Source organism: Companilactobacillus hulinensis (assembly GCF_003946555.1).
Classification (GTDB): Bacteria; Bacillota; Bacilli; order Lactobacillales; family Lactobacillaceae; genus Companilactobacillus; species Companilactobacillus hulinensis.
In genome coordinates this window covers 1-12602 of record NZ_RHOO01000003.1, presented here as the reverse complement: position 1 = coordinate 12602, position 12602 = coordinate 1, and the positions used below count along the sequence as shown (strand labels likewise).

Sequence of the window (12602 nt, the reverse complement as noted above, 5' to 3'; positions counted from 1 at the left end):
TACCTAGATAAAGGATAGTGCCAACGAAGTTGGTGCAATCTTTTATCGTAGTAAGCGCAGAAATCTGGCTTCTGCAACTCGTTTTGAAAACATTAAGACCAACGAATCAAGATCCAAATACAAAGTGCAAGAGGAGAAATTGGATATGACAACAGTTGTTGTAGTAGGAACCCAATGGGGTGACGAAGGTAAAGGTAAGATTACTGATTACTTTAGTGGTGAAGCTAATATTATTGCTAGATATCAAGGTGGAGATAACGCAGGTCATACTTTGAATATTGATGGTCAAGTTTACAAGTTAAGATCTGTTCCATCTGGTATTTTGTATTCTGATAAAACTAGTGTGATCGGTAATGGTGTGGTTTTGAATCTAGAATCTCTAGCAGAGGAATTAAAACGCCTAAATGATCAAGGTGTTGATACATCAAACTTGAAGATTTCTAACCGTGCTCAATTAATCCTTCCTTATCATATTCAATTAGATAAATGTCAAGAAGCAGCCAGAGGAAACTCTAAGGTTGGTACTACAAACCGTGGTATTGGACCTGCTTATATGGATAAGGCTGCTCGTGTTGGTATCAGAATGGCTGATATTTTGGATAAAGATATTTTCAAAGCTGAACTAACTGAGAATCTTAAACAAAAGAATGAAATGTTCACTAAGGTTTATGGCGTTGAAGCTATGAAGTTTGATGACATTTTTGAAAAATTCTATCAAATTGGGCAAGATTTGAAGGACCGTGTTATTGATACTTCAGCTTACTTAAATAAAGAATTAAAATCCGGTAAGAATGTGTTATTTGAAGGCGCTCAAGGTATCATGCTTGATATCGACCATGGTACTTACCCATATGTAACTTCATCTAATCCTGCTGGTGGTGTAACAACTGGTGCTGGTATTGGTGCTCCATTGATCGATAACGTTATTGGAGTTGTTAAAGCCTATACATCACGTGTTGGTGCTGGTCCATTCCCAACTGAGCAAGATAATGAAACAGGGGACTTTTTGCGTGAAGCTGGACATGAATATGGGACAGTTACACACCGTCCACGTCGTGTTGGCTGGTTAGATACAGTTGTATTACGTCACTCAGCTAATGTTTCAGGTGTGACACATCTATCACTTAACTGTCTTGATGTCTTGACTGGATTGAAAGAAATTAAGGTATGTACTGGTTACGATTTGAATGGCAAAATTATTGATGAATATCCAGCAAACTTGAATATCTTGGCTCAATGCAAGCCAGTTTATAAGACTTTTGATGGTTGGGATGAAGATATTACTCAAGCTAAGAGTTTGGAAGAATTACCTGTTCAAGCTCAAAAGTATTTGGAATTCTTGAAGAACGAATTAGGTGTAGAATACGCAACAGTTTCTGTTGGTCCTGATCGTGAACAAACTATTGAAGTTAATGATGTTTGGAATGCTTAAATGAAAATATAAAAGGCAGTTATCTACTAAATTGTAGATGGCTGCCTTTTTTGCTTCCGGTTACTAAATATTTTTATTAAGTATAAAGCTATAAAAAATTAATTCTTAGTATCAGTAGAAATAATCCCACGTTGGAATCGAATAAATTTATTGCTATTACGATTATATGTCAAAGTATAGTAGTAACTTGTATCTTTTGTTTGTTGCTTTAAGTATATGCGTGAGTATCTTGGTACATCTGATAGTTGATATCCAACGATACCGAAGTTCGTTACTCGTGAGTTAGAGTTTCTGGCTAAATTGTACAATCCATTATTACTGTTATCTGGATCCAATCCTAGATTGAGCGACAGTTGATTGAAGTCTCCAGGATCAGTGGCATTAGTCATTGTTAAATTGGAATTAATGATAGTAGTTTTGATACGTTGCATAAATGATTTTGCTTGATCAATACCAGAATTTCCTAATTCAGTATTTTCAATCACGTATTTTGGTGGATAAAGATTGTTTTTGGTATTCAAATATTTGGCCGAAACGATATCATTACCGTTATAATACAAGCGATAACGGTAACTGACTATATTCTTGGTATCGTCGTAACGATTGCAACTGACGGTTATGTATTTACCATGATAGTCGCGACCAAAATTTAATAGTGTCATTTTGAAGATGTAGCGATGAGATTTCTTATTTACTTTTTTCATCAGAGCTTTTTTTTGATCACTAGACAAGAAGTCTAGTTCTTTAGTTGTTTCATAATTATTATTGATAGTGGAAACTAGGCCGATGGCTTTTTCTTTGGTATGTTCCATATTCCCGGTCTTTAATGAGATCGACTTTGGAGTTAGTCCTTCGTCAACATTTTTAGGGTTGACTATCAATGAGAATGGAATGGTCATACTAGCAATCTTGTTGACAGTTTTATCTTTGATATTATAAATATTGAAGCCATAAGTAATACCAATAATCAGTATCAGTCCTAGTAGAACAAACCATTTGATATATTTTTTGTTTAATTTTTTCAAATTATTCACCCTTTGTAAGTGTGTTACTTTAATATATATAATATACAAAAAGATACGTCTGTTTGGAGAAAATAATGAAAGATAAGAAAGATTTAAAAGGTGGCAAAGACTATATGCTTGTCGGTGCTGCGGTGGTTGGTGTAATAACTGCCGTAATATTCTTTGTCATGCTTTCACGCGGAGTTGTAAATGCCGTCGTGACTTCCAAGATATCCAGTCAGTATCAGGATAAGGAATTGGAAGTATTGAAGACGGATCTTGACTATCATTCATTGAATGCAATTGGAAAATTGATCGATGTCTCTGATGGCTATGTGGTAACGCCAGATAATGTTAGAAAGTACAATGAATTAGAACAATATGTACGTGCTAGGAAACAACGTTCAGCTGATATTTCTTCACTATATGATGGTAAAGATGATTATCGAGATGATGTGACTGAACAGAAGATCAATGCTCTTGATAAAGACTTGTTGAATGAAAAAAATCAAGATGTTTATCAAAAGTTGCGGAACAAGTTGGATACGATCCAAATTTGGTATGAGCAAACTCGTGACGCTGACAAATATATTTCTAAGGTCTGGGACGAATTCAACAATGATAATGCTAGTTTGACCTTTAAAAAGGTGTCAATGTCTAGCACTTACTATAAGTTGATCAAGAATAAGGCCGTGAAGAAGCAATGGGAAAATTCTGTTGAGCAGATGAGAGAATATTATGCTAATCATCAAGGTGAGAGTACACAAGTTACCGCCGCAAAGCAAGAATTAGAAGAATTAAGAAATTCTCCTTTAACGGAAAAATACACTCCGGCTAAGGTCGATATAATATCTAGTCTTGATTTCTCCAGTGATGCTGAAGATGCGTTAACTGCAGCTGGGCTAACTGGGAAGTATGTACTATATTATGATTCTAGTTCGAATAACCTAGCATTGATGACCAAAGTTGGCAGTAAGTATGTTGCCCAAGATGGTTATGTCAACGTAGTCAGTTCGCAGGTCGCAAAAGGTAAGTACACTATTAAACGGCTCGTTTCAGCCGGTGCAACAGATGCAATCATTACCGATAGTAATAATGATAACTTCGGTCAGTATGTATCTAGCGCTACAAGCGATGAATTATCCAATCTGGATGTTTCATCAAATGCTGATAATACAACGGCTGATTTCAATTCAGCAACGCCAGTCTTCTGGTTTAAGAACAATAGTAATTTGACAAGTTCAATTTACTTCACTAGTGGTAATACGATTGGCTTCATTTATGCCGGTGGATCAAGTTATGATAATGGAATGCAGGTAAGTTCGTCTGACTTATCGAGTCTGAAATCCGAAATTTCAACAGGAATTACATTCTATGTCAATTAGGGGTCATTATGCGAGAAACTAAAATAACAAAAAAACATTTAAAAAAGCATAGAAAATGGCCATGGATTCTTTTGGTCATTTTGGTAGTGATTGTTTCTGGAATGGGAATATTTTGGGCTAAGTATGGATATGACATCAAGAATAATATTGCTGATGGGTACTCATACAGTCAAGGATTGACGAAGAACGACTTTAGGCCGAAGAACAGCACCGTTATATATGATCGTAACGGTAAAGTAATCAAGAAATTGTCTCAATCAAGTTCCAGTTATACATCGATAAATAATATTAACGGTAATATTACAAAAGGACTTGTCGAAGTTGAGGATCAGCGATTCTATATTCATCATGGTGTTGATCCCTATGCTATCCTTCGTTCCTTTGGAGCACGATTGCTACGTCGGCGAATTGAAGGTGGGTCTACTTTGACGCAACAATTAGTTAAAAATGTTGTTTTGAAGGATCAATCACAGACATTTAATCGTAAGTTAAAAGAAATGGTCATTGCCCAGCAGTTAGAGAAAAAATTTACTAAGAAGCAGATTTTGGAATTCTATATCAATGATGTTTATATGGGACATGGATCATATGGATTCAGTAGTGCGGCTGATTATTACTTCTCACAACGTCAAAAAGATTTATCTATTGATAAAGTTGCTATGCTAGTCGGCATCCCCAACAATCCAGTTTATTATGATCCAGTTAACTATCCAAAGCGTTCATTGTTGCGGCGTAACATGGTTCTGTCTATCTTCTATAAGAACGGCTTGATCAGTAATAAGACATATCAAGAAGCTAGGAAACGTCCGTTAGGACTCAAAATCAATGAACATAAATATGATAACGATATATCCAACAATTATGCCCTAAGTTATGCTGTCTACAATGCGACTGAGGAATTAATGAAGTCATCAGGTTTCACGATCAAGTATGATTTTGAAACTGATAAAGAAAGAAAAGACTACGATACTAAGTACCAACAAGCATATGAACGTGCCCATGGTGAATTAATGGATGGTGGTTACAGTATCCATACGACAATTGATATGGATATTCAGAATCAAATTGAAAATATCGTTGCCAAACAGTACGCAGCATATACCGGTAGAGATGCGCATGGTAAGTTGGCTCCTCAGGTCTCAAGTACAGTGGTCGATAATAAAACCGGTGATGTAATTGCGGTAGTCGGAGGTAGAACAACAAATGGCGATCAAGTTAATCGTGCTATCAGTGGATATCGTCAGCCTGGTTCGACCGCTAAGCCGCTAATAGCGTATGCACCGGCATTTGAACGTGGTTACTTGCCACAAAGTACCGTGGTGGATTCACCAGTAAGCAATATTACTAACTGGTATAGCGGCTTCACTGGTAAAACGACCGTTCGACACGCACTGGAGAATTCAATCAATACAGTTGCTTATAAGTTGGCAGAGCAAGATACTAAGCACACTTATTATGATGATATGACTAAGATGGAATTCGCCAGATTGACACCTAGAGATCAGTCAGATAAAGACATTAATCCTCGAGTTACACTAGGTAGTTTCACGTATGGTACGACGACAACTGAGATGGCATCGGCCTATAGCTCATTTTCACGTAATGGACAATTCATCCATCCCAGTAATTTGACGAGTATTTATGATACGGCACATGAACGTTATATTTATCAAAATACCCATTTGAAGAAGAAAGTTTATACGGCAGATGCAAGTTACATGACGCTCAATATCATGCAATCTGTTGTTACTGATGGACTTGCTAAGGCTGCGGCTTTGGATAACTACAGTCATACCGCAGGTAAGACCGGTACAACTGATGATACGAGGGATTCTTATTTTGTAGGGATGACTAAGGACTTCACTATTGCTAATTGGACTGGTAATGATATAGCCTCCACCATGACGGCCACCGAACAATCGTTACCGATGTCGACGTTTAAGGCTGAAGGTGAGTATTTAGTCGATCAACTGAAGGAAAAGGATACTGACTTTAAGAAGCCAAGTACTATCAAAGTTAGTGGTAAAAATCTAACTGTAGTCAAGAGTACTCAAAGTCCAAGCATCCAAGATGTGATCGACACGAACTTTGCTAAGTACAATAAGGAACAAGAAACTAAGAATTCTGATCGTTTATACAATCTGGATTATCGAATCATCTATCACTTAACTAAAAAAGAAGAGTACAGTCGTGAAGATAAAGTCCAGAGGGCTATCGACAAATATAACGATTCTCCAATCGAGAAGCAGTCACAATATGATAAAAAACTCGATGAATTGCAGAAGATTCGATATTTGAATGCCAATGTTAAACGCCAGAGTGCCAAAATTGAGTTCAATAATCAGATTCTCGAATTACAAAAGGATCTTAATATGAAACAGGCAATGTTCCAGTCTGAAAAAGATAACAAGAAGATTGCCAGTTATGAAGAACAAAAAGAAGAACTAGAGAGTCAGCGTGATCAGGAACGTAAAGTAAAGATTGCTACATTACAAAAGCAATATGATACACAACTGCAAAAGGTTAAAAGTGCCTATAAGAACAATGATTCCGATAAAGAAGCTCAGAAACAAAAGCTAGTTGATATTATGAATCAGATTAGAAGTTATGGTGGGGATGCACCAGATTTGAAGTTAGATATCGATAGTTCAAGTAGTTCTAGTTCTAGTTCAAGCAATTAAGACAATCAAAAAGGCGACTCCACAATCCAAATGGAGTCGCCTTTTTATATTCTCAAATTCAACTATACTTCTATTTCAGGACCGTTAGTCCGCTTAGCAATAGCTGGAAGAATTAATCCTAATAAAATGAAAACGATTGGTGTTGCAATATTTAGAGCTAATTGGAACCACCATGAACCTGGATCCGCAGCCATGTCCATTTTTGGAACCATACCCATAATACATGCGAAAGCTGTAAGTAAGAACGTCCATAGACCGAATCCGAAGCCTACGTATTTGTTCTTAACGAACATATAATCTGACTTGTATTTATCTAATTGCTTAGTCAACAGCATGTATGCGAGGAATACCCAGAGGTAACGCATAGGCATAACGATTGAGTTAAGGTTAAGCATCCAGTTGTACAAGTCGTTCATTCCCTTGATACCAAGGGCAGGAACAATAATCAAGATAGATACTAGAACAGCAGTCATATAATAACCGTTAATAGCAATACCCTTCTTGTTCTTCTTGCTCAATGCCTTAGGAATGTACTTCTTATCAGCATCATCTAGCAACATACGAAGAGGAGCATCGATAGAGATTGCTAGGGCAGCTGCTGAAGCTAAGGTATTAGTTAAGGCAAATGCCCAAACGAATAAGTTACCAACGTGGAAACTATTACCTAAGAATTGGAAGGCTTGGTAAGCACCATTAGCCATCAAGTCAGCAGGGATGTGATTTGAATTAACGATCATACCGATGGCGAATGAACCCAAGATAGCTGAAACAGCAACCATTACGGCAAGAATGATCATCCCTAGAGGGAATTCCTTTGAGGCATTCTTAGTCTTGTTAACGTATGGTGAGATCTTTTCTGATCCACCAACAGCAAAGACTAACATTGAGATCGTTGTGAAATATTGAAAATCAAATTTCGGTATATATGTGTGAATATCAGACATGTTAGGTGTAGCAATTTGTACATGAGTGATGAAAGGAGCACTAACTCCCAAAATAATGAATAGCATCGACATTAAGAACATGGCGATACCAGCTATACTACCAATGTTGTTCAATGTGGCAGCACCCTTACTTGCTATCCACACGAACGCCAAGAATATAACCAAGCTCAGTCCCTGTACCACAAGTGGTGAGACAGTATTGACAAATGAACCGTTACCCTTAAATAACCAGCTCAAACTGATCATAATGATCTGTGGCTTTTGTGCCAAATATGGAACGTGAACCACCCAGTAAGTCCAAGCAGCGAAGTAAGCTAGTTTATTGTTCGAAAGCATTTTGATCCACGAACTAACTCCACCACCAGAATTTTGAAACGCTGATCCTAATTGTCCCACCATCAAAGTGTAAGGAACAAAATATAGAACCATGATCAAGATCCAAGAAGTTACAACAGCTAAGCCTTGATTGGCAAAGTTATTAATAACATTATTCAGACCCCAGACAGAGGTAAACCCAACTAAAGCAATATTCCACCATCTGAAGGTCTTCGCATTATTCTTTGTTTCTGGCATGAAAAATCCTCCTATAGGTAAGCATCAAAACTGGATTTTGGTTTTAACACTCTACGAAGGAAAATTATACAGTAAACAAATGTGAATTGTGTTCAAATTTTACATTTTTGGTTTTCTGAAATAGATAATGCCTCTAACAATAGAGATTAAATATTGAGCAGAAAATAGTCCCACCGCTAAAAATGCCGCAATCAAAAAAGTCGTGATGGCTTGTTCCAGTGAATCGATGAAACGATTTTGAACCATGTATAAAATCGTTCTATAGGCATTGCCCCCAGGAACTAAGTTAACTAAACAAGGGATGTAGATGATATTTTCAGGCAGACGATATTTTCTTGATAAGTAATATGCCAATAAACCGATGATCAGAGCACCGATCATATTGGCAATTAAAATATTTACATGAGCATATGTTTTTAAAACCCAAAAGGCAGTCCAGCTAAGGGAACCAGTGATGCCGATAATACCGGCAGCTCGATGCGGAGCATTAGTGATCAAGGAGAACCCAATGGCAGAGGCTGCACTTAGAATAATATGTAATAGAAGTTCTAGCATTATTGTTCCCCCTTTCTAAAAAATAATCAAAGCTGTCGCAATACCAAATCCGATACTGCTGGCGACTAAGACCGCATCAAGTAGTTTAACGGCGCCACTAAGAGCATGCCGCATGACAAGTTCACGAAAGGCATTAGTAATTGCTACACCAGGAACTAATGGCATAACAGCCCCGATAATAATATTGTGATAATTAGCAATTAAGTTGAAGTCTTTCAGAATGATACCTAAAAGGGCAATCGTGAATCCTGAAATAAATAAGTCGACATATGGTAGTGGTGAAATGATGGATAAATAGTACGAAATTGCATATCCAATCGTACCGACAATGAAGCAATAGATGAAATAGTATAGTGGCATCGTAGATATAAGCATCGGTGCCATGGAAACCAGTCCAGCTCCAAAAGCTTTTAAATAAAATGGGAAGTCAGTTGTGTGCTTGTCTTGGTAGATCTTATCGATTTCGTGGACAAAATCTTTTGGACTGAGCGTATGACTAGCCAATTGACGTGACATGGTGTTAATATCATCAATCATCTGTAGATTAGTGCCGCCTAGATTGGATTTGATAAATTTTGAAGTCTCACCGTCAACTTCAATGAAGACAGCCGTGACCGTGACGTAACAGTTGACCCTATGGCCCAATGAATATCCGATCCGGGATATAGTGTCCTCAATTCGATAGGATTCGGCACCACCATTGATAAGCAGGTAGCCAGTTTTTAAGCAAATCTCGGAAACTCTTTGGTAACTCATTTTCCGCATATCATTTGCCCCCGTTTCATATAATAAGTAAATAAATTATCTTTAAATAAAATTATAACGTCATTCTGTTTTTAACAAAGCAATTTGACAGAATTGATTAAACTTTTATAATAGTCTTCAATGCATTTGTATGCTTATTTTAATATTTACAAAATAAATAAGGCTGTATAATTGCATTCTACCTATATATAATGAACAAGGTAGCAATATGATGTAGTAATTTCGGATACACTAATTGGAGTTTAATATGGACAATAATAATAATATGTCTAGAGAACAAAGAAAGATATCTAGAAACAGCGCCTTGTCTAGTGGCAATGGCGGTGGAGGAGGCAAGCATCCGTTCTTGAGAGTGCTTGGCTTAACACTTCTAGTAGCTTTGTTTGTTGTTGGTGCTTACGGATTCAGATTGTATGCCCAAGCCCAAAATTCTCTAGGTAATACCTACAAAGCGCTTGATGGCAAATCACCTTCAGCCAAGATCAGTAACAAGAAGCCCGTTTCGATTCTTTTGCTAGGGGTTGATACAACTGATAACGGAGTTAGAGATACCGAAAAAGATTATCGTGGTAATTCAGATACTATGATCATCGTAACGGTCAATCCTAAGACCAAGAAGACGACTATGGTTTCTGTACCACGTGATACTATGGCTCAAATCTGGAAAGGTGCGGATCATAACACCAAGAAGATTGCTAAGATCAATTCTGCCTATAACATAGGTAATGAAGAGAGTGCCGTTGTCACGACAGAGAAGCTCTTGAATGTGCCGATCGACTATTACGTCAAAGTTGATTTCAATTCATTGAAGAAAATCGTCAATGCGGTTGGTGGTGTCGACGTAGATGTACCATTTAGCTTCTCTTATGGTGATACTGGTGAAAAAGAGTCACACTTCAAGAAGGGCAAAATGCACCTTAATGGTAAGCAAGCACTGGATTACTCTCGAATGAGATACGAAGATCCAGAAGGTGACTATGGTAGACAAAAGCGTCAACGCCAAGTTATCACTGCAATTATTAAAAGTGCAGCTAGTGCCAAGACCTTTACACGTTATCAAAAAGTCTTAGATAGTATTTCTAATTCAATGACAACTAACTTGAGCTTTTCGGATATGCAATCAATGTTCTTGAATTACAGTAGTGCAGCTAAGAACATTGGATCAGATCATCTACAAGGATATGGGTCTATGATAAGTGGATCATCATATGAAATTGCACCAACTAAAGAAATGCAACGAGTATCTAATAAGTTGAGAAAGCAATTAGGACTGTCAGAAGAAACACTAAGCAATCAAGAAACAAAACTCAATAAGTATAATGAGAAACGAGGATTCTCGTTTGAATATACAGGTACACAGACGCAAAATTATGTGACGACTATGAGTACAACTACATCTAGCAGTAATGGTGTCGGGAGTACAGGAAGTACTAATAGCGGAGTTGGAACTGAAACTGAACACCGATATACAGGTGCTGGATCAGGACCAGACAACTACTAATATTGAATAGATAAAACGAACATGAGGGCTGAAACAGGTATTTGTTTCAGCTTTTTATTATGTTTGAGATGGATTAATAAGGAGAGTATTTATGAGTGTTTTAGAAGTACATAACTTGACGCAGCAGTTTTTGGATAAAAGACTGTACGATGACGCAAGTTTACAAGTCAATAAGGAAGACCATTTGGGTATTACTGGTCAAAATGGTGTAGGTAAGTCTACATTTATCAAGATTTTGACAGGTCAGATCGAACCAGATGAAGGAAAGATCACTTGGCAAAAGCACCTTACTGTTGGATATTTGGATCAGCAGGCTAAGTTAGTTTCGGGGATGACTATCAAAGAATATCTACAAACTGCATTCGCCAACCTATATGAAGCAAATGATAAATTAACAGAGATCTATATGAATGATCCAACAGATGAAGACTTGGAAAAAGCCGGTAAACTACAAGAAATACTGGATGCTAACGACTTCTATGAACTAGATACTAAGATTGAACAAGTCGCTACAGGTCTAGGACTAGATGCAATTGGCTATGATCACGATGTTTCACAGCTTAGTGGTGGACAACGTTCTAAGATTATCTTGGCAAAGATTCTATTAGAGAAACCAGATATGATTCTGTTAGATGAACCAACTAACTACTTGGATACTAACCACATTGAATGGTTAGCAGATTATTTGAATAACTTTGATGGAGCTTTCATAGTTATTTCCCACGATTACAATTTCTTGGATAAGATAGTTAACTGTGTGGCAGATATCGAATTTGGAAAGATCACAAAATACACAGGTAATTTGAAACAAGTTCAGAAGCAAAAGTCTGCGAATAAGGAAACGTATATGAAAGCCTATGTTAAGCAACAGGAAAAAATTGCTAAAACAAAAGCTTATATCAGAAAATTCAAAGCTGGAACTAGATCTAAGAGTGCAAAGAGTCGTGAAAAGCAATTAGCACACATGGATGTATTAACACCACCTGGTAATAAGAAAATCGGTAGCTTTGGATTTCCATATCAAGAGATACCTAGTTCAAGAATGGTCTTGGAAGTTAATGATCTGAAGATAGGATACGATAAGGCCTTGTTTGAGCAGAAACTCAACTTCTCTATAGTAAGTGGAGAAAAAATGGTCATCAAAGGATTCAATGGTATCGGTAAATCTACATTGATCAAGACTCTATTGGGACAACTCAAACCAATCGACGGGGATTTTGAGTTCTCTGAGGTGGTTAAGATCGGATACTTTAAGCAGGATTTGATTTGGAAAAACAATATGGAGACCCCATTCCAAGTGGTTAGTCGTGATCACCCAGATAAGGATGGCAAAGAGATAAGAAGAGTTCTAGCCAGAACGGGATTGACTAACCAACAGATTATGTCTAATATGAGATCATTGTCCGGTGGAGAGCAGACTAAAGTTAAATTAGCTGACTTAATGTTCGATCCAACTAACTTCTTATTCATGGACGAACCAACTAACCATCTGGACGATGAGAGTAAAGCAGCCTTGCGCAAAGGCCTTAGAAACTATGATGGATCAATGATCTTAGTCACTCACGAAGAGGATTTCTATAGTAGTGACTGGATAGATAAAGTACTTGATATCGAAGAAATCAAAAAAAATTAACTTTTTTTCAAAAAGTACTTGCAAAGGTGTTACTTCAATAGTAAGATATTACTTGTTGTTGCGACAGAGCAACGGCGACAACGACTTGAGAGCTTCCAACTTGATAGTCGTTGAAAAATTATTTTAAAA

9 protein-coding genes are annotated in these 12602 nt (G+C 37.2%); 5 read left to right on the top strand and 4 right to left on the bottom strand.

The features are described from left to right. The first annotated feature begins 145 nt into the window (after nt 1-145). The gene (locus tag EKM66_RS02400; protein ID WP_125761332.1) at nt 146-1432 is read left to right on the top strand and encodes an adenylosuccinate synthase; all 1287 of its coding nucleotides are present in this window, start codon (nt 146-148) and stop codon (nt 1430-1432) included. Between the two features lie 98 nt (nt 1433-1530). Here EKM66_RS02400 and EKM66_RS02395 read toward each other — a convergent pair whose 3' ends face one another. Beyond that, nucleotides 1531-2457, bottom strand: a complete 927-nt coding sequence (locus EKM66_RS02395) for a hypothetical protein (RefSeq protein ID WP_125761330.1) — start codon at nt 2455-2457, stop codon at nt 1531-1533. Between the two features lie 74 nt (nt 2458-2531). Between EKM66_RS02395 and EKM66_RS02390 the strand changes: the two genes are divergently transcribed. Next, nucleotides 2532-3821 carry a hypothetical protein gene (locus EKM66_RS02390; protein WP_125761328.1) on the top strand — a complete coding sequence of 430 codons (1290 nt, stop codon included), beginning with the start codon at nt 2532-2534 and terminating at the stop codon, nt 3819-3821. An 8-nt stretch (nt 3822-3829) separates the two neighbouring features. After that, nucleotides 3830-6502, top strand: a complete 2673-nt coding sequence (locus EKM66_RS02385) for a transglycosylase domain-containing protein (protein ID WP_125761326.1) — start codon at nt 3830-3832, stop codon at nt 6500-6502. Nucleotides 6503-6564: 62 nt separating this feature from the next. Here EKM66_RS02385 and EKM66_RS02380 read toward each other — a convergent pair whose 3' ends face one another. From EKM66_RS02380 to EKM66_RS02370, 3 genes are all read right to left on the bottom strand, one after another. Next, nucleotides 6565-8019 carry an amino acid permease gene (locus EKM66_RS02380; RefSeq protein ID WP_125761324.1) on the bottom strand — a complete coding sequence of 485 codons (1455 nt, stop codon included), beginning with the start codon at nt 8017-8019 and terminating at the stop codon, nt 6565-6567. Nucleotides 8020-8118: 99 nt separating this feature from the next. Beyond that, nucleotides 8119-8574 carry a threonine/serine exporter family protein gene (locus tag EKM66_RS02375; RefSeq protein WP_125761322.1) on the bottom strand — a complete coding sequence of 152 codons (456 nt, stop codon included), beginning with the start codon at nt 8572-8574 and terminating at the stop codon, nt 8119-8121. Between the two features lie 15 nt (nt 8575-8589). Then, complete coding sequence (locus EKM66_RS02370; RefSeq protein ID WP_125761320.1) at nt 8590-9339, bottom strand: threonine/serine exporter family protein; 750 nt, start codon at nt 9337-9339, stop codon at nt 8590-8592. A 247-nt stretch (nt 9340-9586) separates the two neighbouring features. On the opposite strand from EKM66_RS02370, the gene EKM66_RS02365 reads away from it, so the two are divergent. Together EKM66_RS02365 and EKM66_RS02360 are read left to right on the top strand one after the other, a co-directional pair. Further along, entirely contained in the window at nt 9587-10840 is a 1254-nt protein-coding gene (locus tag EKM66_RS02365; RefSeq protein ID WP_125761318.1) for an LCP family glycopolymer transferase, read from the top strand. 91 nt (nt 10841-10931) lie between these two features. After that, a complete protein-coding gene (locus tag EKM66_RS02360) occupies nt 10932-12473 on the top strand; it encodes an ABC-F family ATP-binding cassette domain-containing protein (RefSeq protein ID WP_125761316.1) in 1542 nt (513 codons plus the stop codon). Nucleotides 12474-12602 lie beyond the last annotated feature (129 nt).

Bases quoted from the DNA above. Each gene is read 5' to 3' on its own strand.
- EKM66_RS02400 (WP_125761332.1), top strand. From the start codon at position 146: ATGACAACAGTTGTTGTAGTAGGAACCCAATGGGGTGACGAAGGTAAA.
- EKM66_RS02390 (WP_125761328.1), top strand. From the start codon at position 2,532: ATGAAAGATAAGAAAGATTTAAAAGGTGGCAAAGACTATATGCTTGTC.
- EKM66_RS02385 (WP_125761326.1), top strand. From the start codon at position 3,830: ATGCGAGAAACTAAAATAACAAAAAAACATTTAAAAAAGCATAGAAAA.
- EKM66_RS02380 (WP_125761324.1), bottom strand. From the start codon at position 8,019: ATGCCAGAAACAAAGAATAATGCGAAGACCTTCAGATGGTGGAATATT.
- EKM66_RS02375 (WP_125761322.1), bottom strand. From the start codon at position 8,574: ATGCTAGAACTTCTATTACATATTATTCTAAGTGCAGCCTCTGCCATT.
- EKM66_RS02370 (WP_125761320.1), bottom strand. From the start codon at position 9,339: ATGCGGAAAATGAGTTACCAAAGAGTTTCCGAGATTTGCTTAAAAACT.
- EKM66_RS02365 (WP_125761318.1), top strand. From the start codon at position 9,587: ATGGACAATAATAATAATATGTCTAGAGAACAAAGAAAGATATCTAGA.
- EKM66_RS02360 (WP_125761316.1), top strand. From the start codon at position 10,932: ATGAGTGTTTTAGAAGTACATAACTTGACGCAGCAGTTTTTGGATAAA.